The organism is Aquipseudomonas alcaligenes (assembly GCF_003205495.1).
GTDB classification, from domain to species: Bacteria; Pseudomonadota; Gammaproteobacteria; order Pseudomonadales; family Pseudomonadaceae; genus Aquipseudomonas; species Aquipseudomonas alcaligenes_B.
On the sequence record NZ_QJRX01000007.1, the window covers coordinates 171,485 to 197,921 of the forward strand.

General features: G+C 68.1%; 23 protein-coding genes. 1 reads left to right on the top strand and 22 read right to left on the bottom strand.

The annotated features are described in order from the left end of the window. Positions 1-31 precede the first annotated feature (31 nt). The 6 genes from DMO17_RS14435 to DMO17_RS14460 all read right to left on the bottom strand — a co-directional run bounded on the left by DMO17_RS14435 (position 32) and on the right by DMO17_RS14460 (position 5,657). The gene (locus DMO17_RS14435; RefSeq protein WP_110683191.1) at positions 32-799 is read right to left on the bottom strand and encodes a CHAD domain-containing protein; all 768 of its coding nucleotides are present in this window, start codon (positions 797-799) and stop codon (positions 32-34) included. Next, complete coding sequence (locus tag DMO17_RS14440) at positions 796-2,811, bottom strand: transglutaminase TgpA family protein (RefSeq protein WP_110683192.1); 2,016 nt, start codon at positions 2,809-2,811, stop codon at positions 796-798. Before DMO17_RS14440 ends, DMO17_RS14435 begins: the two co-directional genes overlap by 4 nt. Beyond that, the gene (locus tag DMO17_RS14445; protein WP_110683193.1) at positions 2,808-3,758 is read right to left on the bottom strand and encodes a DUF58 domain-containing protein; all 951 of its coding nucleotides are present in this window, start codon (positions 3,756-3,758) and stop codon (positions 2,808-2,810) included. The genes DMO17_RS14440 and DMO17_RS14445 overlap by 4 nt, the downstream gene beginning before the upstream one ends. Beyond that, entirely contained in the window at positions 3,758-4,675 is a 918-nt protein-coding gene (locus DMO17_RS14450; RefSeq protein ID WP_110683194.1) for an AAA family ATPase, read from the bottom strand. The genes DMO17_RS14445 and DMO17_RS14450 overlap by 1 nt, the downstream gene beginning before the upstream one ends. Before the next feature lie 92 nt (positions 4,676-4,767). Further along, entirely contained in the window at positions 4,768-5,376 is a 609-nt protein-coding gene (locus tag DMO17_RS14455; RefSeq protein ID WP_110683195.1) for a flavin reductase family protein, read from the bottom strand. A gap of 2 nt (positions 5,377-5,378) precedes the next feature. Then, on the bottom strand, positions 5,379-5,657 hold the full coding sequence (locus DMO17_RS14460; RefSeq protein WP_110683196.1) for a hypothetical protein: 279 nt from the start codon (positions 5,655-5,657) through the stop codon (positions 5,379-5,381). A gap of 141 nt (positions 5,658-5,798) precedes the next feature. Between DMO17_RS14460 and DMO17_RS14465 the strand changes: the two genes are divergently transcribed. Continuing rightward, positions 5,799-6,785, top strand: a complete 987-nt coding sequence (locus DMO17_RS14465) for a patatin-like phospholipase family protein (protein ID WP_110683197.1) — start codon at positions 5,799-5,801, stop codon at positions 6,783-6,785. 47 nt (positions 6,786-6,832) lie between these two features. On the opposite strand, the gene DMO17_RS14470 is transcribed toward DMO17_RS14465, so the two are convergent. The 16 genes from DMO17_RS14470 to lpdA all read right to left on the bottom strand — a co-directional run bounded on the left by DMO17_RS14470 (position 6,833) and on the right by lpdA (position 26,436). Then, positions 6,833-7,525 carry a response regulator gene (locus DMO17_RS14470; RefSeq protein ID WP_110683198.1) on the bottom strand — a complete coding sequence of 231 codons (693 nt, stop codon included), beginning with the start codon at positions 7,523-7,525 and terminating at the stop codon, positions 6,833-6,835. Further along, positions 7,522-10,179: a sensor histidine kinase gene (locus DMO17_RS14475; protein WP_110683199.1), complete on the bottom strand. Its 2,658-nt coding sequence runs from the start codon at positions 10,177-10,179 to the stop codon at positions 7,522-7,524. Before DMO17_RS14475 ends, DMO17_RS14470 begins: the two co-directional genes overlap by 4 nt. Beyond that, complete coding sequence (gene kdpC, locus DMO17_RS14480; protein WP_110683200.1) at positions 10,176-10,751, bottom strand: potassium-transporting ATPase subunit KdpC; 576 nt, start codon at positions 10,749-10,751, stop codon at positions 10,176-10,178. Before kdpC ends, DMO17_RS14475 begins: the two co-directional genes overlap by 4 nt. 113 nt (positions 10,752-10,864) lie before the next feature. Beyond that, positions 10,865-12,928 carry a potassium-transporting ATPase subunit KdpB gene (gene kdpB, locus DMO17_RS14485; RefSeq protein WP_375538020.1) on the bottom strand — a complete coding sequence of 688 codons (2,064 nt, stop codon included), beginning with the start codon at positions 12,926-12,928 and terminating at the stop codon, positions 10,865-10,867. 9 nt (positions 12,929-12,937) lie between these two features. Further along, positions 12,938-14,626: a potassium-transporting ATPase subunit KdpA gene (gene kdpA / locus DMO17_RS14490; protein ID WP_110683202.1), complete on the bottom strand. Its 1,689-nt coding sequence runs from the start codon at positions 14,624-14,626 to the stop codon at positions 12,938-12,940. A gap of 8 nt (positions 14,627-14,634) precedes the next feature. Next, a complete protein-coding gene (locus DMO17_RS14495) occupies positions 14,635-14,727 on the bottom strand; it encodes a potassium-transporting ATPase subunit F (RefSeq protein WP_061904356.1) in 93 nt (30 codons plus the stop codon). Positions 14,728-14,906: 179 nt separating this feature from the next. Then, positions 14,907-16,496 (bottom strand): YdgA family protein, encoded by a 1,590-nt coding sequence (locus tag DMO17_RS14500; protein ID WP_110683203.1) that lies wholly within the window; start codon positions 16,494-16,496, stop codon positions 14,907-14,909. Between the two features lie 195 nt (positions 16,497-16,691). Continuing rightward, positions 16,692-17,765, bottom strand: a complete 1,074-nt coding sequence (locus tag DMO17_RS14505; protein ID WP_110683204.1) for an AI-2E family transporter — start codon at positions 17,763-17,765, stop codon at positions 16,692-16,694. A gap of 52 nt (positions 17,766-17,817) precedes the next feature. Beyond that, positions 17,818-18,621 (bottom strand): DUF4892 domain-containing protein, encoded by an 804-nt coding sequence (locus DMO17_RS14510; RefSeq protein ID WP_110683205.1) that lies wholly within the window; start codon positions 18,619-18,621, stop codon positions 17,818-17,820. Between the two features lie 8 nt (positions 18,622-18,629). Beyond that, positions 18,630-19,283 (bottom strand): glutathione S-transferase family protein, encoded by a 654-nt coding sequence (locus tag DMO17_RS14515; protein ID WP_110683206.1) that lies wholly within the window; start codon positions 19,281-19,283, stop codon positions 18,630-18,632. Between the two features lie 49 nt (positions 19,284-19,332). After that, on the bottom strand, positions 19,333-20,196 hold the full coding sequence (locus tag DMO17_RS14520; RefSeq protein WP_110683207.1) for an alpha/beta hydrolase: 864 nt from the start codon (positions 20,194-20,196) through the stop codon (positions 19,333-19,335). Then, complete coding sequence (locus tag DMO17_RS14525) at positions 20,193-20,999, bottom strand: alpha/beta fold hydrolase (RefSeq protein ID WP_110683208.1); 807 nt, start codon at positions 20,997-20,999, stop codon at positions 20,193-20,195. The genes DMO17_RS14520 and DMO17_RS14525 overlap by 4 nt, the downstream gene beginning before the upstream one ends. A gap of 157 nt (positions 21,000-21,156) precedes the next feature. Further along, positions 21,157-22,470, bottom strand: coding sequence for a branched-chain amino acid transport system II carrier protein (gene brnQ, locus DMO17_RS14530; RefSeq protein WP_110683209.1), 1,314 nt, complete (start codon positions 22,468-22,470; stop codon positions 21,157-21,159). Between the two features lie 290 nt (positions 22,471-22,760). Beyond that, on the bottom strand, positions 22,761-23,648 hold the full coding sequence (gene sucD / locus DMO17_RS14535; protein ID WP_044400216.1) for a succinate--CoA ligase subunit alpha: 888 nt from the start codon (positions 23,646-23,648) through the stop codon (positions 22,761-22,763). Next, positions 23,648-24,814 (bottom strand): ADP-forming succinate--CoA ligase subunit beta, encoded by a 1,167-nt coding sequence (gene sucC, locus DMO17_RS14540; protein WP_110683210.1) that lies wholly within the window; start codon positions 24,812-24,814, stop codon positions 23,648-23,650. Before sucC ends, sucD begins: the two co-directional genes overlap by 1 nt. A gap of 185 nt (positions 24,815-24,999) precedes the next feature. After that, entirely contained in the window at positions 25,000-26,436 is a 1,437-nt protein-coding gene (lpdA, locus tag DMO17_RS14545) for a dihydrolipoyl dehydrogenase (protein WP_110683211.1), read from the bottom strand. Position 26,437: the final 1 nt, after the last annotated feature.

Consider the following 26,437-nt stretch of genomic DNA (forward strand, 5'->3'; position numbering starts at 1 on the left):
TGGCCAATCGAGCGCCCATATCGGCGCCCATTCAGCGCAGCGCAAAGTGCGCGAGCAATTCCTGCAGGGCCTGGTCGGCGGCCTGCTCGGCCAGCTGCAGGGATTCACTCCAGGCGGCAGCACAGGGGCGCAGGTCCGCCTCGACCTGCAGGCGCTGCAGCCACTGCCAGTGGTCGTGCCAGTCACCCAGCGCGCCCTGCGCGGTGCGCAGCGCGCGCAATGCCTCCTCGGCGAGTCCGGCCTGGTGCGGCCAGGCTTCGGCGCAATAGCGCAGGCGCTTGATCAGCAGGCGCAGGCGGTGACGGTCATGGGCCGGATCGCGCAGCGCCTGCGCCAGCGCCTCGGTCTGGCGCTCCATGTAGCGCGCCACGGTCCTGCCCCGGGCCCTCCACTCATTGGTTTGCCGCGCCTGGCGGCAGTCCTCCGGCCAGTCATCGAGCAGGATCGTCAGGCGTCGCAGCGCCAGCCCACCCAGCAACCCGGGCAGGCCGGCGGCGAGCTGGCTGCGGCGGGCACGGGCCGCTCCGGGCAGCCCCCGGCTCTCCAGCTCCAGCGCCAGCACCTGCAGATCGCGCAACGGGCCGCTGGCCTGGCCCAGCGCGGCGGCTGCACGCTCCAGGGCGGCGCACAGCGGCTCGCGGCGCAGCGGCCGCAACAGGCTGCGCAGACGCCGCAGGGTGATGCGCAGGTCATGCAGGGCCTCGGCATCGGTCTGCTCGCGCAGACGCGCCAGGCAGGCATACAAGCGCACTTGCTGGACGATCACCTGCTCGAACAGCACCTGCTGGAACTGACTCATCTCTGATCCTCCGTGGCCGGTCGTGCTCGCCAGGGTAACTCGCGGCGCAGGCGCCGCAGCAGGCGGCGCATGTCCTCCGGCGCCGCGGCTGCGCCGGCGTAGCGCTGGGCCTCGAAGGCCGCAGCGAAGGCGGCGATCAGTTCGCCCTGCTGCGGCAGGGCTTGCGCCGCCCGGGCGGCGAAAGCCCGCACGCCCTCGCCCGGTGCACGATGCAGGCCGTGCCGGCGCAACAGCGTCTCGAAGCGGCGCAGCACGCGCCGCTGCGGGTCACGCTCGCGGCGCCAGGGCTTGAACAGCCAGAGTGCCAGCAGGCCAAGCAACAGGGCGCCGCCGCCGACCAGGGCCGGCACCAGGGTGTGCCACTCCAGGGTACCGAACCAGCGCTGCAACAGGCTCAGTTGCTGCTCGCCGCGGTAGCCCAGCACCCAGCGCTGCCAGTTGTGATTGATGTTGTCCCAGGCCAGGCGCAGCTGGTTGAGCCAGGCGATGTCGCGGTAGCGCAATGGCGACAGGGGCGAGCCCTCGAGGAAGCCCTCATCGCTCGCCAGGGCATCCTGGGAGCCGAGCTCGATACGCTCCGGCGCCACCTGGAAGGTCGGGTCGACGCTGACCCAGCCGCGCCCTTCCTGCCAGTACTCGACCCAGGCATGGGCATCCAGCTGGCGCACCGAGAGGTAATTGCCGGCGGCATTCAGCTCGCCGCCCTGGTAGCCGGCGACCACCCGCGCCGGAATGCCAGCGGCGCGCAGGACGAAGACCATGGCCCCGGCATAGTGGGCGCAGAAGCCCTGGCGGGTGCGGAAGAGGAACTCGTCGATGCTGTGCTCGCCCACCGGCGGCGGCTTGAGGGTGTAGCCGTAGGGTTCGCGGTTGAAATGCTGCAGCAGCGCGGCGACCAGTTCCTGCGGCCGCTCGTGCTGGCGGCGCAGCTGCGCCGCCCACTCGCGGCTGCGCGGGTCGCCCACCGGGGGCAGTTGCAGGGTACGTCGCGCCATCTCGGCGGGCAGCACCGGCTGGCGTAGCGCCGCAGGCCAGGAGCGCGCCTCGTAGAGCAGGTTCTGCAGCACGGGACGGCGCAGCTCCACGCGGAAGTCGTCCATCTGGCTCGCTCCCGGCAGTTCGCTGAGGCCGACGTCCAGCACGAACAGCCAGGGCCTGCCGCTGGGCTGCATGACGATGCTGTATTCCAGCGCCTCGCCCTGCGGCGACCACTGCACGGCGCCGCCGCGACGGCTGCCCGCGGACTGCGACCAGCGCCGGCCGTCGAAGTGCTCCAGGGTCAGCGCCCGCCAGTACAGCTGCTCGCGCGGCGGAATCGCCCCGTTGAAGCTGGCGCGGAAGGCCAGCGCCGGCGACCGGCTCAGCTCGGCCACGTCGGCCGGCGCCATGCTGTCGGACAGCCCGGTACTGCTCTGCTGCGGGTTGGGCAGGCTCCACAGCGGGCCCAGGCGCGGGAAGAACAGGAACAGCAGCAGCATCAGCGGCACCGCCTGCAACAACATCGAGGCCGCCAGCTTGAAGGTGGCCGCCGGGCGCTCGGCCAGGCCGCTGTGCTGCAGGCCGATCAGCGCGGCCAGCAGCGCGGTCACCGGCAGCAGGCTGTAGAGCGCGGCCAGTAGGCTGTCGTCGAACAGGTAGGCGGTGACCACCACGAAGAAGCCGAGGAAGATCAGCAGCAGGGCGTCACGCCGGCTGCGCAGCTCCACCAGCTTGATGATGAAGGCGGCCACCAGCAGCAGCACGCCGCCATCGAGGCCGATCAGGCTGCCGCGCGAGAGAAACACGGCGGCCGCCGTCGCAAGCATCAAGCCGGCCCGCTCCAGGCCGTTGGGGAAGCGCGCGCGCATGCGGTAGACCTGTATGCGCCAGCCGGCGCACAACAGCCACAGGCCGATGATCCAAGGCGGCAGGTGCAGCAGGTGCGGCAGTATCACCAGCACCTGGGCCACCAGCAGCCAGGTCAGGGCGATGCGTGGAATCGGTTGGATCGCGCTCGGCTGTCCCCTGCTCATGGCTTGCTCCCATAGAGTGCCAGGGCGCGCAGGCAGGCCTCGCGATGGGCGTCGCCATGATCCGGCGCCAGCTCGCAGCCGGGCAGACGCAGGCCATAGGCCTGCTGCCGTGCGTCCAGCTGCAGTACCCAGTAGCACAGGCGCGACAGGCGCTCCTCGGCATCACCGCCGAGGGCCTGGAAATCCAGCCACAGGTCACGCCCGGCGAGCGCGGCGAAGTCCTTGACCAGCAGCCCCTGGCCACGCGAGAAGGCCTTCCAGTGCAGGCGCCGCTTGGAGTCGCCGGGCTGGTAGCCGCGCAGCCCCTGGTAGTCGTCGGCCCCCTGGCCGCTGGCGCGAGCACCCTCCTCTTCCTCGTCGTCGCTGCCGCCGGCCGCCAGCGGCAGCTCGCCCTCCAGCGGGCGCGGATAGACCAGCACGGCCTGGTCCAGATCGACCCAGCTCCAGGCCACCAGGATGCCCAGCGGGAAATGGCTCTCCACCCGCATGCGCTCGGGCCGCAACCAGCCGCGCTTGAGCGCCGGCAGGCTCAGCTCGCACTCGCGCTGGCCACCCTGGGGGACGTCGACCTGCTGCAGCGGCTGCGGCGGCCAGCCCAGGCCGATGGCCTGGTGGGCATGCTCGACGCCCTCCAGGCGCACCTTGAAACGCGCCTGCTCGCCGACGAACACGGCGTTGCTGGCGCCGGCCTTGAGCAGCAGGCCGGCGAAATTGCGGTAGGTGTGCAGGATGGCGATCACGAATACCGCCGCCAGCAGGAAGGTCAGGCCATAGGCCAGGCTGTTCTCGTAGTTGATGGCGGCCAGCAGCATCAGCAGCAGCACCACGGCGAAGGCCGCACCGACCCGGTCGGGCATGATGAAGATGCGCCGCTGGTTCAGCTGCACCTGCGCGGCGGCCGGGATGCGCCGGGCGACCCAGCGGCGCCAGCGAGCGCGGATGCCCATCACACCGCCGCGACTTCGCGCAGCAGCCACTGCACCAGCGTGCCGCCGCCGTGGCCGGCCGGGTCGGCACGCTCGCGCAAACGGTGGCCGACCACCGCCGGTAGCACCGCCTGCACATCCTCCGGGATCACATAGTCGCGCCCTGCGAGGAAGGCCCAGGCCCGCGCCGCCGCCAGCAGCGCCAGGCTGGCGCGCGGCGACAGGCCCCAGGCGAACTGCGGCTCGCTGCGGGTGGCCTCGACCAGGCGCAGCACGTAGTCGACCAGCGCGTCGCTGGCGCGCACCTGCGGGATCAGCGCCTGGATCGCCGCCAGCTCGGCATGATCGAGGATGGGCTCCAGCCTGGGCAGCAGATCGCGCCGCGCCTCGCCGAGCAGCAACGAGCGCTCGGCGGCACGCGCCGGATAGCCCAGCGACAGGCGCATGAGGAAGCGGTCCAGCTGCGACTCCGGCAGGGCGAAGGTGCCGCCGGAGCTGACCGGGTTCTGCGTGGCGATGACGAAGAAAGGCTCCGGCAATGGCCGGGTGGCGCCCTCGATGGTCACCTGGCCCTCCTCCATGGCCTCCAAGAGCGCGCTCTGGCTCTTCGGCGTAGCGCGGTTGATCTCGTCGGCCAGCACCAGCTCGGCGAAGATCGGCCCGGGATGGAAGACGAACTGCCCGCTGTCCTTGTCGAACACCGAGGTGCCGAGAATATCGCCGGGCAGCAGGTCGGAGGTGAACTGGATGCGCTGGAAGCTCAGGCCCAGCACCCGCGCCAGGGCATGGCTGAGGGTGGTCTTGCCCATGCCGGGCAGGTCCTCGATCAGCAGGTGCCCACGCGCCAGCAGGCAGGTCAGGGCCAGGCGCACCTGCGGTTCCTTGCCCAGCAGCACCTGATTGACCTCATGCAGTACCGCTTCCAGTTTCGTCAGCATCGCTCGCTCCTGTTCCGACCCACCGATGCTACTGGGCGTCGCGGGCCGGGCAAAGCACCGCGAAACAGTTGCTCACGAAACTGTGCGACGGGTCAGGACGGACGCTGCATGCGGAAGATCTCGCGGGTGCGGGTATAGCCGCTGCCACCGAGACGACCGACCAGGTCCAGGCGCACCGCATCGATGCGCCCGTCCTCACCCAGCACGCTGTCGTCCAGGTGCGCCAGCAGCACTTCGGCGAAGATCAGGTGGCAGTTCGGTGCATGCCGTGGGTAGGGCTGGATCTCCGCCACCCGGCACTCGAAGGCCACCGGCGCGCCGGCGACCCGCGGCGGTGCGACGCGCAACGAGGGCTCGCGGGCGATGCCGCAGTGCTCGAACTCGCTGACCTGCGGACCGAACAGCGCCGCCGTGGCGTTCATCGCCTCGGCAAGGGCGAAAGGCACCAGCTGGATCACCAGCTCGCCGGTGTCGCGCGCGTTGCGCAGGCTGTCCTTGAGGCTGCCGTCATCACGACTGCCGACGTTGATCATCAACGTCGGCGGCTGGTCGCTGATCACCTGGAAGAAGCTGAACGGCGCCAGGTTGTCGACGCCCTCGGGCGAGCGCGTGGAGACCCAGGCGATGGGCCGCGGGGTCACTGTCGCGGCCAGCCAGCGATAGGCCTCCAGCGCGCTCAGGGTGGTGAAATCGAGCAGCATCCTCAGCGCCCGGCGCGCGATTCGCGGATGTAGAAGCGTGCCTTCTCGGCATTGCGCGTGCAGCTCTCGTAGCCTTCGAATTGCTGCGAGGTCTTGGCGCCGGTCAGCAGGGTCAGCGCCTTGGAGTAACTGACGGTACCGGCGAAACCCTCGGCCTTGGCCAGATCCAGCTCGCGCCAGGCGGCATCCAGCTGGTTGGCGCAGCTGTCGCGGTAGGCGGTCTTGGCGGCGCAACCGGTAAGGGCCAGGGCCAACAGGGCAAGGGTGGCGATTCTCGTCATCTTCTCTCTCCTGGGAAACGGGTGTACGGCTTGGATACCCATGCACGGGCAAAGTGCCCGACGCAGGCGATTCTAGCAAAGCCGTCCTTGGCGCGACCGCTCTGGACGGGTATGTTCGAAGCATCTGTGGGGGATTTGGCAATGAACAAGAAAGTGGCCCTGGTGCTGGGTTCCGGCGGTGCGCGCGGTTATGCCCATATCGGCGTGATCGAGGCCCTGGAGGCGCGCGGCTACGAGATCGGCTGCATCGCCGGCTGTTCCATGGGCGCGGTGGTCGGCGGCATCTACGCAGCCGGCAAGCTACGCGAATACCGCGCATGGACCGAGAGCCTGGACTACCTTGACGTGCTGCGCCTGCTCGACGTCAGCTTCCGCCTCGGCGCCATCCGCGGCGAGAAGGTGTTCGGCAAGATCCATGAGATCGTCGGCGAGATCGATATCGAGAACCTGGCGATTCCCTACACCGCGGTCGCCACCGACCTGACCAACCAGCAGGAAATCTGGTTCCAGGAAGGCTGCCTGCACAAGGCCATGCGCGCCTCGGCAGCCATCCCCAGCCTGTTCACCCCGGTGACCCAGGGCTCGCGCATGCTGGTCGACGGCGGCCTGCTCAACCCGCTGCCCATCGTGCCGGTGGTGTCCAGCCACTGCGACCTGATCGTGGCGGTCAACCTCAACTCCCTGAACCAGAGGCAGTACAGCCTGCCGGTGATCGAACGGCCGGCGGCGTTCAAGGGCAAGATCGACCAGCTGATGGGCTCGCTCAGCGCCCGCCTGCCCTTCCTGCGCCGCGAAACCGACGAAGAAGGCGCGGACATCCACAATCCATGGATCGAACCCAAGGTGGCGCGAGACGGCGAGGACAGCGTGCCAAAATCGGCCAGCAGCTCGCAGGTACTCGGCAACGTCGGCCCGGCCTCGCTGCTGGAACTGGTCAACCAGAGCTTCGAGGCCATGCAGACCTCGCTGGCCCAGTACAAGATCGCCGGCTACCCGCCGGACATCCTGATCAACGTGCCCAAGCGGGTGTGCCGCTTCTTCGAGTTCCACAAGGCGCCCGAGCTGATCATGCTCGGCCGGCAGATTGCCAACGACACCCTGGACAAGTATGAGCGCGAGCACGGCTAAGCCAGGTAGATGAAAGCGCGGCAGAGCCCGCGCCGACTGCAGCCGCCCTACAGCTCTCGCAGCCGGTAGCCGACCCCAGCCTCGGTGACGATGAAGCGCGGCGCCGCCGGGTCGTCGCCGAGCTTCTGCCGCAGATGCCCCACCACCACCCGCAGGTAGTGGCTGTCCTCGACATGGCTCGGCCCCCAGATGTCCCTGAGTAGCTGCTGCTGGGTCACCACCCGGCCGATATGGCGGGCGAGCATGGCCAGCACTGCGTACTCCTTGCGCGTCAGCGCCACCTCGGCACCGTCCAGGCTGACCCGCCGGTAGGCGAAGTCCAGGCACAGCGGGCCGCTCTGCACCGCCGCCTCCTGCTGCTCGCCGGCACCGGCCTGGCGCAGCAGCACGCGCACCCGGGCGAGAAACTCCTGGATGGCGAAGGGCTTGGTCACGTAATCGTTGGCGCCACCGTCCAGGACCAGCACCTTCTCGCCCTCGCTGGCGCGCACCGAGAGCACCAGCACCGGCACCTGGCTCCACTCGCGCAGCTCGCCGAGCACCTGCTTGCCGTCCATGTCCGGCAGGCCAAGGTCCAGCACCACTAGGTCCGGCCGCGCCAGGGCGGCCTGGGCCAGCCCCTCGCGGCCATTGCCGGCCTCCAGCACCTTGTAGCCCTGGGCGCTGAGGCTGATGCGCAGGAACTTGCGGATCTGCGCCTCGTCGTCGATCACCAGGATGCTCGCGCTAATACTGTTCATGCGGATTCGTCTTCCAACAGGGGTTGCGGATGCAGCGGTAGATGCAGGGTCAGACAGGCTCCGCGGCCGTCCAGGCCCTCGCCTACCGTCACCCGCCCGCCGTGGGCGCCGACCATGCCCTGGCAGATCGCCAGGCCCAGGCCGGTGCCCTGCCCGCCACGGTCGCCGCGGGCGGCCGTGTAGAACATGTCGAAGATCTTCTCCCGTTCCGCCTCGGGGATGCCCGGCCCCTGGTCGGCCACGGCGAAGCGCAGCTCCTCGGCATCGGCCTCCACCGTCAGCCGCAGGTGCCCCTGGCTGGGCGAGAAACGCGCGGCATTCTCCAGCACGTTGACCAGCGCCTGCTCGATCAGCGCCGCGTGGGCATAGAGCAGCGGCAGCTGCTGCGGCACCCGCAGATCCAGCTGCAGCGGCGCCAGCACCGGACGCAGACGCTGCACGGCGCTGGCGACTATGTCCGCCGGCGCCACCCAGTCGCGCGCGAGCTTGAGGCCGCCATGGCCGAGGCGGGTCATGTCGAGCAGGTTCTGGATATAACGATCTAGGCGCTCGGCCTCATCGCGGGTGCCCTCCAGCAGCTCGCGACGGTCGGCCAGGGGAATCTGTTCGCCGAGCGCCAGCAGACTGTCGATCGAGCCGCGCATGGCCGTCAGCGGCGTTCGCAGGTCGTGCGACACCGAGGCCAGCAGCGCGCTGCGCAGTTCCTCGGTCTGCCCGTGCAGACGCGCCGCTTCCAGGTCTTCGGCCAGCTGCGCGCGCTCCAGGGCCTGGGCCAGCGGCTGGCCGAGCGCGGCGATCAACCGGCGCCGCTCGGGGCTCAGCGGCCGCTCGTCCCTGGGCGCCACGCCGAGCAGCGCCAGCGGCCCCTCCTCGCCGGACAGCGGCCACCACCACCAGCGCCCGTTCGGCAGGGTGCCGGTGCCCAGGCCGGCCGGCTGCTCGTGCTGCCAGGCCCAGTCGGCCGCGGCACGCTCCGTCTCGGCGAGCAGGCGCTGGGCGCCGGCCGCGGTCTTCCATACGCCATCGCGCGCGCGCGACAGCAGGCTGACCTCCAGTTCCGGCCACTGGCCGAACTGTTGCAACGCGGCGCTCAATACCGCCTGGCGGTCGGTGGCGGCGGTCAGCTTGCGCGACAGCTCAAGCAGCGCCGTGGTCTCCGCCTGGGTCTGGCGCAGGCTCTGCAGCTGGCGGCGCTGACGGGTTGCCAGGTTGCCGGTGAGGCCGGCCATGAGCAGGAAGAACAGCAGGGTCAGCACATCCTCCTGGCGGGCGATCTTCAGCGACAGCAGCGGCTCGATGAACAGCAGGTTGTAGGCCAGGAACGACAGCCCGGCACAGAGCAGCGCCGGGCCCAGGGAGCTGCGCACCGCCACCACCAGCACGGCGGCGAGGAAGATCAGCGAGATGTTCGGCAACTCCAGCAGGCGCGACATCCCCAGGGCCATGCCGACGGCCAGGGCGGTGGCCAGCGGCGCCAGCAGATAGTCGCGCCACTGCAGTGCCGCGCGCACGCGCGGGCTGGCAGGCGCGCGTTCGGCCTCGGTATCCAGCACACTGATTTCCAGGCCTTCGCCCAGGCTCAGCAGGCGCTCGGCCAGGCCGCGGCCGAAACGCCAGCGCCGGCGCAGCCGCTGGCGGCTGCGGCCGACCAGGATCAGGCTGGCGCGGCGCTCGCGGGCATGCTCGACCAGGGTGTCGGCCACCGAACCACCACGCAGCACCACCACCTCGCCGCCCAGACGTTCGGCCAGTTGCTGGGCGGCCTGCAGGTTGCCGAGACGCTCCTCGTCGCGTTCGCCGCCGGTGTCCACATGCACCACCGACCAGGGCAGATGGCGCCGCTCCGCCACCCGGCTGGCATGCCGCACCAGGCGCTCGGCCTGGGCGTCGCCGTCGATGCCGAGCAGCAGGCGACCGCGCACGCTCGGCGCCTCCTGGCCCTGCTGGCGATAACGGCGGTTGAGGTCGGCATCCACCCGCGCCGCCGCGGTCTGCATGGCCAGCTCGCGCAGCGCGGTGAGGTTGGTCTGGCTGAAGAAGGCGTCAATGGCCGCGCGCGCCTGTTCCGGCACGTAGACCTTGCCTTCGCGCAGGCGTTCGAGCAGCTCGCGCGGCGGCAGGTCGATCAGCAGGATCTCGTCGGCCTCCTGCAGCACCCAGTCCGGCAGGGTCTCGCGCACCTGCACGCCGGTGATGTCGCGCACCTGGTCGTTGAGGCTTTCCAGGTGCTGCACGTTGACCGTGGTGTAGACGTCGATGCCGGCGTCGAGCAGCTCCTGCACGTCCTGCCAGCGCTTGGCGTGCCGGCTGCCCGGCACGTTGCTGTGGGCCAGCTCGTCGACCAGCACTAGCTTGGGCGGGTTGGCCAGGATGCCGTCGAGATCCATCTCGACCAGCGGCACGCCGCGGTACTCCAGGCGCCGCAAGGGTTGCTGCGGCAGGCCGGCGAGCATGGCTTCGGTCTCCGCCCGGCCATGGGTCTCGACCACGCCGACGCGCAGGTCGACCCCCTGGCGCAGCTGCGCCTGCGCCGCCTGCAGCATGGCGAAGGTCTTGCCCACGCCGGGTGCCGCGCCGAGGAAGACTTTCAGCCGGCCGCGCCCCTCGCGGGGCAGATCGGCCAGCAGCGCATCGGCGCGCAACGCATCACTCATGGGGTGTTCTCATGGCGAACGGAAGCGCGATTGTCCGCCAGCGCCAGGTTCAACGCCAGCACGTTGACCACCGCCGGGCCCACCAGCGGGCGCTCGGTGTGCTGCTCGACCAGGCGCTCCAGGCTGTTTGCCGGAATGCCGCGCGCTGCGGCGACGCGGGTGATCTGCCAGCGTGCGGCGGCCGGCGACAGATGCGGGTCGAGACCGCTGCCAGAGGTGGTGACCAGTTGCAGCGGCACCGGCGCGGCACCCTCGCCGACCAGACGCTGGGCGTCCTTGGCGATGCGTTCGGCCAGGGCCGGATTGCTCGGTGCCAGGTTGCTGGCACCGCTGGCCACGGTGGCGAAACCACCGGCCGACGGCCGCGGCTGGAACCACTGGTCGCCCTCGAAGTTCTGCGCCAGCAGCGTGCTGCCACGCACCTCGCCCTGGGCATCGCGCACCAGGCTGCCGTTGGCCTGTTCAGGGAAGGCCAGCTGGGCCACGCCGGTGACGGCCAGCGGGTAGGCCACGCCGGTCACCAGGGTCATCAGGCCCAGCATGGCGATGGCCGGGCGCAGTTGTTTAAACATGATCTATCTCCAATTTCGAGTAGCCCGGATGCAATCCGGGGCTGTCTTCCCGGATTGCATCCGGGCTACTAACGCCTCCCCTCTCCCTCATACGGGATAGGGGAGGCAAAGCCTCACACCAGCCCCACCGCCACCAGCAGCGCATCGATCACCTTGATCCCGACGAAGGGTGCGAGGATGCCACCCAGGCCGTAGATCAGCAGGTTGCGGCGCAGCAGGCTTGCGGCGTCCAGAGCCTTGACCCGCACCCCGCGCAGGGCCAGGGGGATCAGCGCGATGATAATCAGTGCGTTGAACACGATGGCCGAGAGGATGGCGCTCTGCGGGCTGTGCAGCTGCATCAGGTTGAGCGCGCCGAGCTGCGGGTAGATGCCGGCGAACAGCGCCGGGAGGATGGCGAAGTACTTGGCCACGTCGTTGGCCACCGAGAGAGTGGTCAGCGCGCCACGGGTCACCAAGAGCTCCTTGCCCACCTGCACCACGTCGAGCAGCTTGGTCGGGTCCGAGTCCAAGTCCACCAGGTTGGCGGCCTCGCGGGCGGCCTGGGTGCCGTCGTTCATCGCCAGGCCGACATCGGCCTGGGCCAGCGCCGGGGCATCGTTGGCACCGTCGCCGCACATGGCGACCAGCTTGCCTTCGGCCTGCTCGGCGCGAATGCGCTGCAGCTTCTTCTCCGGCGTGGCTTCGGCGATCAGGTCGTCGACGCCGGCCTCGGCGGCGATGGCCGCGGCGGTCAGCGGGTTGTCACCGGTCACCATCACGGTGCGGATGCCCAGGCTGCGCAGCTCGGCGAAGCGCTCGCGGATGCCCGGCTTGACCACGTCCTTGAGGTGGATGGCGCCGAGCAGCTGGCCGTCGCCGGCCACCAGCAGCGGGGTGCCGCCGCTCTGGGCGATCTTCTCCACTTCGCGGGCCAGCGGCGCCGGCATCTCCTCGCGGCTCAGGCCGAGGTAGAGCAGCACGGCATCCACCGCGCCCTTGCGGTAGCTGTGACCGTTCCAGTCGACACCGGACAGGCGAGTCTCGGCGCTGAAGGCGATATCCTTGACTTCGCTGCGCGCCGGCTCTCGCAGCGTGGTCAGTGGACGCAGGTACTCGACGATGGATTTACCTTCCGGGGTATCGTCAGCCAGGGAAGCCAGCAGTGCCGCTTCACCCAGCTCCTTGCCATTGATACCAGGGGCCTTGATCACCGCGCTGCAGCGGCGGTTGCCGAAGGTGATGGTGCCGGTCTTGTCCAGCAGCAGCACATGCACATCACCTGCCGCCTCCACCGCGCGGCCGGACTTGGCGATCACATTGAGGCGCACCAGACGATCCATGCCGGCGATGCCGATGGCCGAGAGCAACCCGCCGATGGTGGTCGGGATCAGGGTCACCAGCAGCGCGGCCAGGTACACCAGCGGCAGGTCACCGCCGGCATAGCGGGCAAACGGCTGCAGGGTGGCCACCACCAGCAGGAAGATCAGGCTCAGGCCGATCAGCAGGATGTCCAGCGCCACCTCGTTGGGGGTCTTCTGCCGCTTGGCACCCTCGACCAGGGCGATCATCCGGTCCAGGGTCGACTCGCCCGGGTTGGCGGTGATCTTCACCAGCAGCCAGTCCGACACCACGCGGGTGTTGCCGGTCACCGCCGAACGGTCGCCGCCGGACTCGCGGATCACCGGCGCGGATTCGCCGGTAATCGCCGCCTCGTTGACCGCGGCGATGCCCTCGATCACCTCGCCGTCGCCGGGGATCAGCTCGCCGGCCTCGACGCGCACGATATCGCCACGGCGCAGCTGGCTGGCGGCAACCACCTGGTACTGTTCGCCAGCGGTCTTGCGCCGCGCGGTCAGGCCCTGGCTACCGGCCTTGAGGCTGTCGGCGCGGGCCTTGCCGCGGCCTTCGGCCAGGGCCTCGGCGAAGTTGGCGAAGAGCACGGTGAACCACAGCCACAGGGCGATCTGCACGGCCAGGCCGGTACTCACCGCAGGGTTGGGTACGAAGCACAGCATCGTGGTAAGCACGGCGGTGATCTCCACCACCAGCATCACCGGCGAGCGCAGCAGCTGGCGCGGGTCCAGTTTGACAAAGGCCTGCTTCAAAGCTGGCTTCCACAGCGCAGCGAAACTGGTCTTGGCCTGGTTTTTGGGGGTCTTGGCGCCTTGTTGCGCCTTTACAGGGGCATTCATCATGGTTCTCCGTTAGAACGCCAGGTGTTCGGCCAGTGGGCCCAGGGCCAGCGCCGGCAGGAAGGTCAGGCCACCGACCAGCAGGATGGTCAGTACCAGGAGGGTGACGAACAGCGGGCCATGGGTCGGGAAGCTGTTGCCGTCCAGCGGCGCACGCTTCTTCGCCGCCAGGCTGCCGGCGATGGCCAGGATCGGCAGGATGTAGCCGAAGCGGCCGAGCAGCATGGCCAGGCCGATCATCAGGTTGTGGTACGGCGTGTTGGCTTGGAGGCCGGCGAAGGCCGAACCGTTGTTGGCGGTACCCGAGGTGTAGGCATACAGCGCCTGGCTGAAGCCGTGGGCACCCGGGTTGGTGATGGAGGCTGCCGGGCCGTCCAGGCTCACCGCCAGGGCGCAGAACACCAGGACACCGACCGGCATCACCAGCAGGGTGGCGACCAGCAGGCGCACCTCGCGGGCCTCCAGCTTCTTGCCCAGGTACTCCGGAGTGCGGCCGATCATCAGGCCGGCCAGGAACACGGCAATCAGGACGAACAGCAGCATGCCGTACAGGCCGGCGCCGACGCCGCCGAAGATCACCTCGCCGAGCATCATGTTGAACATCGGTGCCAGCCCGCCGATGGCGCTGAAGCTGTCATGCATGGCGTTGACCGAGCCGTTGGAAGCGGCCGTGGTGGTCACCGCCCAGAGTGCCGAGGCGGCAGTGCCGAAGCGCGCCTCCTTGCCTTCCAGCGAGCCGGCTTGCTCGATCGGCAGCGCCGCCAGGGCCGGGTTGGGCTGGTACTCGGCCCACAGGGTGATGCCAAGACCGGCAACGAACAGGATCAGCATGCTGGCCAGGATGGCGCGGCTCTGGCGCAGGTCCTTGACGTAGTGGCCGAAGGTGAACACCAGGGCGGCCGGGATCAGGATGATAGACGCCACCTCGAACAGGTTGGACCAGGCCGTCGGGTTCTCGAACGGGTGCGCCGAGTTCACACCGAAGAAACCACCACCGTTGGTGCCCAGCTGCTTGATGGCGATCTGGCTGGCGGCCGGACCCAGCGGAATGGTCTGCTCGGCGCCCTGCACAGTGGTCGCATGGGCATAGTCCATAAAGGTCTGCGGCACGCCCTGCCAGACCAGGAAGATGGCCAGCGGCACGCACAGCGGCAGCAGCACATAGAGCACGGCGCGGGTCACATCGACCCAGAAGTTGCCGATGCCGTTGCTCGACTTGCGCGCGATGCCGCGGGCAAAGGCCACCAGGATGGCCAGGCCGACGGCCGGGCTGACGAAGTTCTGCACGCCCAGGCCAACCATCTGGCTGAAGTAGCTCAGTGCAGCCTCGCCGCTATAGGCCTGCCAGTTGGTGTTGGTGACGAAACTCACCGCGGTGTTGAACGCCAGGCTCCACTCCAGGCCCGGCAGCTGCTGCGGATTGAACGGCAGCAGGTGCTGCAGCATGAGGATGGTGAACAGCACCACCAGGGAAACAGCACTGAAGGCCAGCAGCGCCAGGCTGTAGGTCTTCCAGTCCTGATCGCGCTCGGGGTCGACCCCGGACACCCGGTAGCACAGGCGCTCCAGCGGTTGCAGCACGGGGCTCAGCAGGTTGCGCTTGCCTTCCATGGCGTTGAAGAAATAGCGCCCGAGGAAAGGTGCCGGCACCAGCACAAGTGCGAAGAAGGCCAGAATCAGCCAGTAGTCTTGGACTTGCATGGGGCCTCCTAGCTCTGCCGTCCGGCGCGCAGCAGCGCAACCAGCAAATAAATGAAAAGTCCCAGGGCCAGGCCTAGGGACACCCCGTCGAGAATGCTCATGTTTCTGCTCCGTTATGCGGTCTCTACCGCCTTGCCGGCATTGTTCCGCCGGCGCGCGTAAAGGCGCGATTGGCCTCAGGGAGCTGCGCATAAAGAATGCGTAAAGATCGCGGACCGGAACGGCCGCAGAAAAGAAAAAGGCCCGCATCGCAGCGGGCCTTTTCGTTGCCGGGTGGTGCTTACTGGACGGAGCTCTCTGCCTCGGCGCTCCCCTCTTCCTCCAGCTGCAGACCCTGCATGGCCGGATCTTCCTCGCCCATAGCGCCACCACCCATGCCCAGGCCGGCGCCACTGGCGAAGGCCATGGCGACGAACTCCTCGACGCTCATCTGCTTGCCGTTGAAGTCCACCTTGTCGTCGGCGTAATGCAGGCTGGTGACGATGTTGTCACCCTCCAGTTTGGCCAGCTCGGTGGACAGCGCCATGCCGCTGGCCATCTCGGTCATCATCGACGCCTGCTGGGCAACCGCTTCCTTGTCGGTTTCGCCGGCGAAGGTGGCCTGCAAGCCGATCACGTCGCTCATCATCGCCTTGGAAACGGCGACCTTGGCATCCAGCTGGGTAATCAGCTGCTTGGCCAGCTCGGGCGGCGGCAACTCGAAGGACTCGGGCTTGGCGAAGTCCAGGGCCAGGCTCAGGCTGCTTTCACCGTTGGCGGTCTTGAACGCCAGTTTCTCCAGGGCAATCCCCGGGTTGGCGGCCAGCAGTTTCTCCAGGTCCACCATCAGCTGGGCCTTCTGCGCCTCGGACAGCTGCGGCAGATCGTCCTCGGCTTCCAGGCTGGCCTGCTGCAGCTGGCCGGTGCTCTTGATGATGTCGCTGTACAGCGCCAGCAGCGACTGCAGGGCCGCTGCGTCGAGGTTCTTCACACTGGAGACCATGTCCAGGCCGCCGATGTCGTGGCCCTGGTAGCTGACCATACCGATCTTGTAGGTGGAGCGGGCGGCCAGCTTGCCGTCGGCTTCGCTGGTTTCGTCGAGCTGGGAGATGTCTCTGAGCAGGATCGGCGCACCATCGCCGATGTGGATCTGCGCGGTCTGCAGCTTGACCTCGTTGCGCCCCAGGTAGAACTCGCTGCTGCCCTTGGCGGTCCGGCTGTCCAGGGTCAGGCCCTTGAGCTCGATGGTCAGCGGGTTCTGGCTCTCGCTCAGCTTGGTGCTGATCCGCAGGCTGTCCATCAGGCCGTTGGCGTCGATGGCCTTGGCCTCGGCCGTGCTGTCGAAGTCGATGTCCAGACCACTGAAGTCCAGCTGGCTGTCTTCATCCAGAGCCACCTGGACCGGATTGAAGCGCAGGTTGCCCGCCACGGAGCGGTCATAGCCCAGGCTGGCCTGACCTTCCAGGGGCGACTTGCCGTTGGCGGCGGCGAACCATTTTTCCAAGGCTGGGCTCGATTCCAGCGCGTAGTTGCTGGTCGCCATCACCGGCATCAACTGGAAGGCCTTGAGGCGCGACAGCGGGAAGGGGCCGTGTTCGATGCGGTCGTTGATCAGCAGCTCGAACTGCTGCGGCGCCTCGCCGTCGAGCGAGCCGCTGAAGGTCAGACGGTAGCGCGCGGTGCTGCTGAAGAACTGCTGCTCCAGCGCCAGCAGCTCGATGGAGGCATCCAGGCCCAGCGCCGGCAGGGTCTTGGCCAGGTCGGCGTTGGCGCGCTTGATCGACTCGTCCAGCACCGTGGGCAGTTGGTTACCGGTGTACCAGGCGCCAGCCGTGCCGAGAGCGCCGACGGCCAGGATCAGGCCTGCGGCAATACCTGCAGTTTTTTTCATGGGGTGGGGTGTCCGTTGTGTAGTGTTGGTCTTTCTTCCCTGAACCACGTATGGCCTCTGCGGACCCGCACGCGGTCTGAGGCTGGGCGATGGGCCGCCCGACTCCGGCAAGCGCGGCCGGAGAGCCGGGCAAGGCTATCACCGTGGCGCCGCGCCGACCAAGGCCGCCTGGCAGGAATCTGCGCAGGATGCCAACTATTCCCCGTCCTTACGCCCGTCCTGGGCCTTGGTCTCGGGCGGCATGTTGCCCACCCAGTCGCCGAGCAGGCTGAAGGCCACGGCCAGCAGGGTTGGGCCGAGGAAAAGGCCCATGAAGCCGAAGGCCAGGATGCCGCCGAACACGCCGAGCAGCACCACCACCAGCGGCAGGTTGCCGCCACGACTGATCAGGTAGGGCTTGAGCACGTTGTCCACGCCGCTGATGACGAACATGCCCCAGACGCCGAGGAACACCGCCATGCCGTACTGGCCCTGGCTGACCAGCCAGGCGGTGGCGGGAATCCACACCAGCGGCGGGCCCATGGGAATCAGGCTGAGGACGAAGGTGATGATGCCCAGCACCAGGGCACCCGGCACCCCGGCGATGTAGAAACCGATCATGGCCAGCAGGGCCTGGGCCGCTGCGGTGCCGATGACGCCGTTGACCACCCGCTGCACGGTGCCGGCCACCAGATCCAGGTAGTGCTCGGCGCGCTCGCCGATCAGGCGCTGCAGCAGGCTCTGGGCGAAAGCCGCCATGCGCGGGCCGTCGCGGTAGAAGAAAAACACCAGCACCAGGCTCAGGGCCAGCTCCAACATTCCGCCGCCGATCTGCGCGCTGCGTGCCAGCAGCCAGTTGCCGACCTGCCCCAGGTAGGGGCGCACGGTTTCCAGCAGCTCGCCACCTTCCTTGTCGATGCGCGTCCACAGGCCGACCAGGCGCTCACCCACCAGCGGCAGCCCGCCCAGCCAGGCGGGCGGGTCCGGCAGGCCATCGACCTCGAAGTCCTTGAACAGCGCGGTGGCATCGCGGATATGGTCGGCCAGGTTGAAGCCCAGCCAGACCAGCGGCACCGCCACCAGCACCATCCAGCCGGCGGTGAGCACCCCGGCGGCGTAGGCCTGGCGGCCATCCAGCGCCCGCGTCAGTAGACGCATCAGCGGCCAGCTGGCGAAGGCCAGCACGCCGGCCCAGAACAGCGCGGAGAAGAACGGCGCCAGCACCCAGACGCAGGCGCCGAGCAGCGCCAGCAGGAGGATCTGCACCAACAGGCGATCATTGTTCAGCATGCTTCAAATTCCCCAGTGCCGGGCGGAAAGCGGCCCGACTCGCCATCATCCTTCAGCGTAGTAGTTCCAGGTGCAGGCCCGCACCTTCGGCAGTGCCGCTCTGCAGCCGGCCGCTGCGCACGCCGCGCCGTTCCAGGGCCTCGCGCCAGGCTTCGGCCGCGGCGCCCGAGAGGCGCACACGCTGGGTGCTGTCCAGGCTCAGGGTACGCGCCAGCAGGTCGCCCCACTGCTCGTCCGGTGCACCCAGGTGCGCCAGCCTGAGCTCGCCACTGCTGCGCAGCAGGCGCTGCAGGGTGGCCGGCGTCGGCAGCAGCGCCGGCAGTGGCGTGGCGGCATCCAGCTGTTCCACGTGCAGGTAGGAGCGGCGGTTGCCGCGGGTGATGCCGTACAGGGCCAGCAGGCTGTCCTGCTCGGGGGCGGCCAGGCGCAGCAGCAGGTAGCTCTGGCGCTCCTCCGGCCCGTACAGCTTGGCATTGCCGAAGATGGCGTTGGCGAACAGGCTGCTGGAGCCACAGTCACGTCCCTCGCACCAGAACAGCAGCTGGGCGCCCTGCTCCTGCAGATGCGCGCGCGCCGCCGTCAGCGCCTCGCGCGGCGGGTGCTCGTCCGGAAGACGGTAGGTCAACGCGCGCAGCCGCCCCTCGGTGACCACCTCCTGCGACACCCGCAGCTGGCCGCTGATGCGGCGCAGGCCGTCCTGCGGGTAGCGTCTCTCCTCGTTGGCAACATCGCGGTAGTCGACTATTTCGGCGCGCGGGAAGCGCGGCAGGCTCTGCAGATCCTGGCTGCCGGATACGTCAGCAGCCAGCGCAGTGCCACAGGCAAGGCTCAGAGAGATCAGAAATGGATAACGCATGCGGCTCCTTAGCGTGTCAGCATGGCCTGCGCGGTCTGCACCAGGCTGGCATCGTCGCGCGGGCGAGCGGGGATCTGCAGGCCGCGCTGCACGGCCGGGCGCGCGGCGAGCGCGGCCATCCAGCGCTGCAGGTGGTCCAGCCCGTCCACCGCGACGCCTGCCCAGTCATGGACGCGCACCCAGGGATAGGTGGCGATGTCGGCGATGCTGTAGGCACCGGCCAGGTACTCGGCCTCGCCCAGGCGGCGGTCGAGCACCTCGTAGAGGCGGCGGGTCTCGTGCTGGTAGCGGTCGATGGCGCCCTGCAGCTTCTCCGGGAAATAACGGAAGAACACGTTGGCCTGGCCCTGCATGGGCCCTACCCCACCCATCTGGAACATCAGCCACTGGATGGCCAGCGAGCGGCCCCTGGGGTCGCTCGGCAGCAGGCGGCCGGTCTTCTCGGCCAGGTAGATGAGGATGGCGCCGGACTCGAACACGGCGAAGCCGTCGTCGACGATGGCGGGAATGCGCCCGTTGGGGTTGATGCGCAGGAATTCCGGGGCCTTCTGCTCCTGCCTGTCGAAGGACAGCGCGTGCACCTCGTAGGGCAGGCCCAGCTCCTCCAGGGCGATGGAGATCTTGTGCCCGTTGGGCGTGGCGGCGGTGTACAGCTCGATCATGACAACCTCCGAAGCGATGCGCACAGCCTCGGCAGTTGCCGGGGCTGCGTCAAGCGCGGCGGAAGAATGGATTGAAACAGTCTGCAACCTGCTGTGCGCCGGCCTCGTCGTTGAGATGCAGGTGATGGCCGCCGGGCAGGATGTGCGTCTCGAAGTTCGCCTGCTCGATCAGCCCCTTGAGGCGTGGCTCGACGTTCATCTGCCCGCCCTCGGCGAGGATCAGGCTGACCGGACACTGCACGGCGCGAACGAAGTGCTCGACATGGGCGAAGGTCAGGCGCATCACCGAGGGCAGGGTCAGGCGGATGTCGGTGCGCCAGGTGTAGCCGCCCGGCACCGGCTCCAGGCCGCGCTGGGCCAGCAGCTCGGCGGCTTCGCGGCTGACCGCCACCACGCCCTTCATGCGCGCCTGCACGGCCTTGTCCAGGTCGGGGTAGACCGGCTTCTGCTTGTCGCGCACCCCCAGGCGCGCGCGCAGCGCATCGCCCAGGCGCTTGGGCGCGCTGTCGGCCTCGGCCGTGTAGGGCACCAGGCCGTCGATCAGCGCCAGGCGCTCGATGCGCTCCGGTACCGCCGCCGCCAGCAGGGTGGAGATGATGCCGCCGAGCGAATGACCGAGCAGCGAGAAGCGCTGCCAGCCGAGCTGCTCGGCCACCAGCAGCACGTCCTCCAGGTACTCCCACATGCTGTAGCTGGAGTTGCTGGCATAGTGGCCGGAGTGGCCGTGGCCGGGGAAGTCCAGGGCGACGATGCGCAGCCCTTCTAGCTTCGGCGCCAGGCGGGCGAAGGTCATGGCGTTGTCCAGCCAGCCATGCAGGGCGATCACCGGGATGCCGTCCTCGGGGCCGAACAGGTGCGCGGCCAGCTCCACGTGCGGCAGGCTGAAACGGGTCTCCTCCACTCTCAGGCTCATGCCGAACGCTCCATGTCCTGTCCCTGCCAGCGGGCGAACAGCTCGCGCAACAGGCGCGCGGTGTCCTGCGGGCGCTCCAGAGGGAACATGTGGCCGCCGGGCAGGTTGTGGTACTCGCCCTTGGGCACGCGGTTGACCTGGCGGGCGTGGTGCGGCAGCACCACCCGGCTGTGCCGCCCGCGCACCACCGCCAGCGGCACGGCCAGCTGCTGCGGGCGCCCCGGCACGGTGTGCGGCACGCTGCGGTAGATGCTGATTTCGGTGGCCGGGTCGAAGCGCAGGCGCAGGCCGCCGCCCTCCTCGCGCAGACCGTGGCGCACGTAGGCATCCAGGCAGTCCGGATCGAAGCGACGGAACAGGCTCTTGCCGGCGAAGTAGTCGCGCGCCTCGGCAAGGTCGCCGAAAGACTCGCGACGGCCGACGGTCCTGCCCGCCGGGGTGATCCGGTCGATGAAACCGAAGCGCTTGGCGGCGCGAATCACCAGGCGGTCGACACCGGTGAGCAGCGGCGAGTCGAGCATCGCCACGCCGCGGTACAGCTCCGGCCGGCGCAGCGCGGCATGGTAGTGCAGCACGCCGCCGAGGGAATGGCCGACGCCCCAGACCGGCTCGTCGCCCCGCTCCAGATGCAGGATCAGCTCGTCCACCAGGTTGTTCCAGTTGTCGTCCACCGGAAAGCGCGGATCGTGGCCATGCTGGCCGAGGTGGCGCACGCGGTAGTCCGGCGCCAGGGCGTCGAACAGCTTGGCGTAGGTGGCCGAGGGGAAACCGTTGGCGTGGGCGAAGAAGATGGTTTGCGACATGGCGGCTGGACTGCTGGAAAGTACCAGGCGATTGTCCGGCAGGTCAGGTTGGGCGGCAATCGGCGAAAGGTGCCAGATACGCCAAAGAACAGGTGCAGCGCGCCAAAAGGTGCGACGCAGAGGGTCCGGGGCTGCCTTGCACAGCCCCGGCGCGGTATCAGGCGGCCTGGCGGAGCGGCTCGCCGAGCAGGCGGTCGAGCACCGCGGCGACCAGCAGGGTCAACCCCACCGGCAGCAGCCAGCCGAGGCCCTGCTCGGCCAGCGGCAGATGGGCGAAGACAGCCGGCACCAGGCTCTTCAGGCCTGCCGCGTTGAAGGCATCGACCAGGCCGAACACCAGGGTCACGCCCATCACCGGGACGAACACCCGTCGCGCCGAACACCAGAAGCCATCCAGCAGGCTCAGCGCGACCAGCACGATGGCCAGCGGATAGAGGCCGACCAGCACCGGCACCGACACGCTGATCAGCTGGGTCAGGCCCTGGTTGGCCACCAGCAGGCTGAATACACCGAAGGTCAGCACCACGGCGCGATAGGACACCGGCAGCAGCTTGCTGAAGTATTCGCCACAGGCGGTCAGCAGGCCCACCGCGGTGGTCAGGCAGGCCAGGGTGATGACCACCGCCAGCAGCAGGCTGCCGTAGATGCCGAAGGTGTGCTCGACATAGGTGGTGAGGATCTGCACGCCGTTCTGCGCGTCGCCGGCGATGCCCTGGCTGGTGGCGCCGAGGTAGAACAGCGCCAGGTAGACCAGCGACAAGCCGATGGCGGCGATGATGCCGGCGACCACCGAATAGCGGGTGATCAGCGCGCTGTCGCTGACGCCACGATCCTTGATCGCGGTGGCGATGACGATACCGAACACCAGGGCACCCAGGGTATCCATGGTCAGGTAACCCTGCAGGAAACCCTGCACCCATGGCATGGCCTGGTAGCTGTCACTGACCGCACCGATGCCGCCAGCCGGGGCCAGCAGGGCGGCGCCACCCAGTACCAGCAGGGCGGCGAGCAGCAGCGGCGTGATGAACTTGCCGATGCTGTCGACCAGCTTGCCCGGATTCAGGGCAAGGAACAGCACGGCGGCGAAGTAGGCCACGCTGTACAGGGCCAGCGGCAGCGGCTCGTTGCCGGTGAACGGCGCCACGCCCATCTCGAAGGACACCACGGCGGTGCGCGGGGTGGCGAACAGCGGGCCGATGGCCAAGTACACGGCCACCGCCAGCAGGGTGCCGGCGCGGCGGCCGAGCGGCGCGGTCAGCTCGTCCATGCCGCCGCCGACCCGGGCCAGCGCTACCACGGTGAGCAGCGGCAGGCCGACACCGGTGATGAGGAAGCCGAAGGCGGCGGACCAGACGTTCTCACCGGCGGCCATGCCGGCGCTGGGCGGGAAGATGATGTTGCCGGCGCCCAGGAACAGGGCGAAGGTCATGAAGCCAAGGGCCAGGAGGTCGAGGCTTTTCAAACGATTCATAGCAGGAAGTACCACAGGCAGAAATTCATGGGAAAACGGCAGGGTTTCCGCTGGATTGGGAAACGTCGCTCCCCGGGTTTGCAGGCAGCGACCTTGGCTCCCGCCCTGCCCTTGTGGGGCCTGGCGGGAAAATAGTTGCAAGACTAACGATTTTTCCGACGAGCCGCGCCGGACGGCGGTCGGGCTGTCGATGCGACGCAACAAAGTGTCGCGACAACACAATTTTCTGACGAAGCGGCCAGAAATGAAAAAGGCCGCCCGGGGGCGGCCTCCTTCCAGTCGTGAGCGCCTTAGGCGTTCTTGACTTCCCAGCCGGTCAGCTCGGCCAGGGCCTTGCCGATGTCGGCCAGGGAACGCACGGTCTTCACACCGGCGTCCTGCAGGGCGGCGAACTTCTCGTCCGCGGTGCCCTTGCCACCGGAGATGATGGCACCGGCGTGGCCCATGCGCTTGCCGGGCGGCGCGGTGACACCGGCGATGTAGGACACCACCGGCTTGGTCACGTTGGCCTTGATGTAGGCCGCGGCTTCTTCTTCAGCGGAACCGCCGATCTCACCGATCATGACGATGGCTTCGGTCTTCGGGTCTTCCTGGAACAGCTTCAGGATGTCGATGAAGTTGGAGCCCGGGATCGGGTCACCGCCGATGCCCACGCAGGTGGACTGGCCGAAGCCGGCGTCGGTGGTCTGCTTCACGGCTTCATAGGTCAGGGTGCCGGAACGCGACACGATGCCGACCTTGCCCGGCAGGTGGATGTGACCCGGCATGATGCCGATCTTGCACTCGCCGGGAGTGATCACGCCCGGGCAGTTCGGGCCGATCAGGCGTACGCCCAGCTCGTCGCACTTGACCTTGGCTTCCAGCATGTCGATGGTCGGGATGCCTTCGGTGATGCAGACGATCAGCTTGATACCGCCGAAAGCCGCTTCGAGGATGGAATCCTTGCAGAACGGAGCCGGAACGTAGATCACCGAGGCATCGGCGCCGGTGGCTTCCACGGCTTCCTTGACGGTGTTGAACACCGGCAGGCCGAGGTGGGTGGTGCCGCCCTTGCCGGGGGTCACGCCGCCGACCATCTTGGTGCCGTAGGCGATGGCCTGTTCGGAGTGGAAGGTGCCCTGGCTACCGGTGAAGCCTTGGCAGATGACTTTGGTGTCTTTGTTGATCAGGACGCTCATTACTTGCCCTCCGCGGCTTTGACGACCTGCTGGGCAGCGTCGGTGAGGCTGGTAGCCGCGATGATGTTCAGACCGCTGTCGGCCAGGACCTTGGCACCCAGCTCGGCATTGTTACCTTCCAGACGGACCACGACCGGCACTTTCACGCCGACTTCCTTCACGGCGCCGATGATGCCTTCGGCGATCATGTCGCAGCGCACGATGCCGCCGAAGATGTTGACCAGAACGGCCTTCACGTTGCTGTCGGAGAGGATGATCTTGAACGCTTCGGTCACGCGCTCCTTAGTCGCACCGCCACCCACGTCGAGGAAGTTGGCCGGCTTGCCGCCGTGTAGGTTGACGATGTCCATGGTACCCATGGCCAGGCCGGCACCGTTGACCATGCAGCCGATGTTGCCTTCCAGCGCGACGTAGTTCAGTTCCCACTTCTGCGCATGGGCCTCACGGGCGTCGTCCTGGGACGGGTCGTGCATGGCGCGCAGCTTGGGCTGACGGAACATGGCGTTGGAGTCGATGTTGATCTTGGCGTCCAGGCAGTGCAGGTTGCCGTCCTTCTTGATCACCAGCGGGTTCACTTCCAGCAGGGCCAGGTCGTGGTCCTGGAACAGCTTCGCCAGGTTGACGAAGATGTGGGTGAACTGCTTGATCTGGTCGCCCTGCAGGCCCAGCTGGAAGGCCAGCTCGCGGCCCTGGAACGGCTGAGCGCCGACCAGCGGGTCGATGGTGGCCTTGAGAATCTTCTCGGGAGTGTCGTGGGCGACCTTCTCGATGTCCACGCCACCTTCGGTGGAGGCCATGAACACGATGCGACGGCTGGAGCGGTCGACGACGGCGCCGAGGTACAGCTCCTTGTCGATGTCGGTGCAGGACTCGACCAGGATCTTGCTGACCGGCTGGCCATTGGCGTCAGTCTGGTAGGTCACCAGGCGCTTGCCCAGCCAGTTGGCGGCGAACGCCTTGGCGTCTTCCTTGCTCTTGACCAGCTTTACGCCACCGGCCTTGCCGCGGCCACCGGCGTGCACCTGGGCTTTGACAACCCACTCGCTGCCACCGATCTTTTCGCAGGCCGCAGCCGCTTCTTCCGGGGTGTCCACGGCGAAGCCCTTGGATACAGGCAGGCCGTATTCAGCGAACAGCTGCTTACCCTGATACTCGTGAAGATTCATGCTTGTCTACCGTTCTTCGTTTAGGTATTGCGCATTTCGACGCTGCGCTCATGGCGCCGCGCCACCTGTGACTGCTCTGGTTAGCAGTCCGACGGGCATTCCTGCGACCGACTCTTGCGAGCCGCCACGGGCCGCCCGCCGTGGTTTTAAATTGGGGTGCCGCGCCAGGCGCGGCACCACACGCATCAGCGCTTCTTGCGATTGGCGATGTGGATGGCGTGGCCATTCACCGCCAGGGCTGCTTCGTGCAGCGCCTCGGACAGGGTCGGGTGCGAGAACACCATCATGCCCAGATCTTCGGCACTGGTGCCGAATTCCATGCCGATGGCGCCCTGCTGGACCAGCTCGGCGGCGCTCGGGCCGATCACGTGTACGCCCAGCACGCGGTCGGTCTTGGCATCGGCGATGACCTTGACCAGACCGGCGGTGTCGTTGGCAGCCATGGCACGGCCGCTGGCAGCAAACGGGAAGGTACCGACGTTGATCTCGACACCCTCGGCCTTGAGCTGCTGCTCGGTCTTGCCGACCCAGGCGATTTCCGGGTGGGTGTAGATCACCGACGGGATCAGGTCGTAGTTCATCTGGGCCTTGTGGCCGGCGATGCGCTCGGCAACCATCACGCCCTCTTCCGAGGCCTTGTGCGCCAGCATGGCACCGCGCACCACGTCGCCGATGGCGTAGACGCCCGGCACGCTGGTGGCGCAATGATCATCGACGAAGATGAAGCCGCGCTCGTCCAGGGTCACGCCGCTATCGGCGGCCAGCAGGTCGGTGGTCACCGGGCGACGGCCGACGGCGACGATCAGCTTGTCGAACGTCAGCTTCTGTTCGCCGTTGGCATCACTGAAGGTCACGGTGACCTGCTTCTTCTTCACTTCGCTGCCGGTCACGCGGGCACCCAGGCGGATGTCCAGACCCTGCTTGCTGAGGATCTTCAGGGCTTCCTTGGAGATCTGCTCGTCGGCGGCGGCGAGGAACTTGTCCATGGCCTCCAGCACGGTCACTTCGGCACCCAGGCGGGCCCACACCGAGCCCAGCTCCAGGCCGATGACACCGGCGCCGATCACGCCCAGCTTCTTCGGCACGGCCTGGAATTCCAGGGCGCCGGTGGAATCGACGATCACGTCCTGGTCGACCGGGGCCGGCGGGATGTCCACCGGACGGGAACCGGAGGCGAGGATCACGTTCTCGGCCTCGACGATCTGGGTCTTGCCGTCCGGACCGGTGACTTCCACCTTCTTGCCGGCCAGCAGCTTGCCGTGGCCTTCCAGCAGGGTCACGCCGTTGGACTTGAACAGGCCGGCGACGCCGCCGGTCAGGTTCTTGATGATGGTGTTCTTGCGCGCGACCATCTGCGGCACGTCGATGGTGACGCCCTTGGCCTCGATGCCGTGCACTTTGAAGCCCTCGTGGGCCTCATGGTACTTGTAGGAGCTGTCCAGCAGCGCCTTCGACGGAATGCAGCCGACGTTCAGGCAGGTACCACCGAGGGCGACCTTGCCGTCCTTGTCCTGGTATTTCTCGATGCAGGCGGTCTTCAGACCGAGCTGCGCGGCCTTGATGGCGGCCACGTAGCCCCCCGGGCCCGCGCCAATCACTACCACGTCGAATTTCTGGGTCATA

Coding starts and splice junctions, on each gene's coding strand:
- DMO17_RS14435 (WP_110683191.1), bottom strand. CDS start 799: ATGAGTCAGTTCCAGCAGGTGCTGTTCGAGCAGGTGATCGTCCAGCAA.
- DMO17_RS14440 (WP_110683192.1), bottom strand. CDS start 2,811: ATGAGCAGGGGACAGCCGAGCGCGATCCAACCGATTCCACGCATCGCC.
- DMO17_RS14445 (WP_110683193.1), bottom strand. CDS start 3,758: ATGGGCATCCGCGCTCGCTGGCGCCGCTGGGTCGCCCGGCGCATCCCG.
- DMO17_RS14450 (WP_110683194.1), bottom strand. CDS start 4,675: ATGCTGACGAAACTGGAAGCGGTACTGCATGAGGTCAATCAGGTGCTG.
- DMO17_RS14455 (WP_110683195.1), bottom strand. CDS start 5,376: ATGCTGCTCGATTTCACCACCCTGAGCGCGCTGGAGGCCTATCGCTGG.
- DMO17_RS14460 (WP_110683196.1), bottom strand. CDS start 5,657: ATGACGAGAATCGCCACCCTTGCCCTGTTGGCCCTGGCCCTTACCGGT.
- DMO17_RS14465 (WP_110683197.1), top strand. CDS start 5,799: ATGAACAAGAAAGTGGCCCTGGTGCTGGGTTCCGGCGGTGCGCGCGGT.
- DMO17_RS14470 (WP_110683198.1), bottom strand. CDS start 7,525: ATGAACAGTATTAGCGCGAGCATCCTGGTGATCGACGACGAGGCGCAG.
- DMO17_RS14475 (WP_110683199.1), bottom strand. CDS start 10,179: ATGAGTGATGCGTTGCGCGCCGATGCGCTGCTGGCCGATCTGCCCCGC.
- kdpC (WP_110683200.1), bottom strand. CDS start 10,751: ATGTTTAAACAACTGCGCCCGGCCATCGCCATGCTGGGCCTGATGACC.
- kdpB (WP_375538020.1), bottom strand. CDS start 12,928: ATGATGAATGCCCCTGTAAAGGCGCAACAAGGCGCCAAGACCCCCAAA.
- kdpA (WP_110683202.1), bottom strand. CDS start 14,626: ATGCAAGTCCAAGACTACTGGCTGATTCTGGCCTTCTTCGCACTTGTG.
- DMO17_RS14495 (WP_061904356.1), bottom strand. CDS start 14,727: ATGAGCATTCTCGACGGGGTGTCCCTAGGCCTGGCCCTGGGACTTTTC.
- DMO17_RS14500 (WP_110683203.1), bottom strand. CDS start 16,496: ATGAAAAAAACTGCAGGTATTGCCGCAGGCCTGATCCTGGCCGTCGGC.
- DMO17_RS14505 (WP_110683204.1), bottom strand. CDS start 17,765: ATGCTGAACAATGATCGCCTGTTGGTGCAGATCCTCCTGCTGGCGCTG.
- DMO17_RS14510 (WP_110683205.1), bottom strand. CDS start 18,621: ATGCGTTATCCATTTCTGATCTCTCTGAGCCTTGCCTGTGGCACTGCG.
- DMO17_RS14515 (WP_110683206.1), bottom strand. CDS start 19,283: ATGATCGAGCTGTACACCGCCGCCACGCCCAACGGGCACAAGATCTCC.
- DMO17_RS14520 (WP_110683207.1), bottom strand. CDS start 20,196: ATGAGCCTGAGAGTGGAGGAGACCCGTTTCAGCCTGCCGCACGTGGAG.
- DMO17_RS14525 (WP_110683208.1), bottom strand. CDS start 20,999: ATGTCGCAAACCATCTTCTTCGCCCACGCCAACGGTTTCCCCTCGGCC.
- brnQ (WP_110683209.1), bottom strand. CDS start 22,470: ATGAATCGTTTGAAAAGCCTCGACCTCCTGGCCCTTGGCTTCATGACC.
- sucD (WP_044400216.1), bottom strand. CDS start 23,648: ATGAGCGTCCTGATCAACAAAGACACCAAAGTCATCTGCCAAGGCTTC.
- sucC (WP_110683210.1), bottom strand. CDS start 24,814: ATGAATCTTCACGAGTATCAGGGTAAGCAGCTGTTCGCTGAATACGGC.
- lpdA (WP_110683211.1), bottom strand. CDS start 26,436: ATGACCCAGAAATTCGACGTGGTAGTGATTGGCGCGGGCCCGGGGGGC.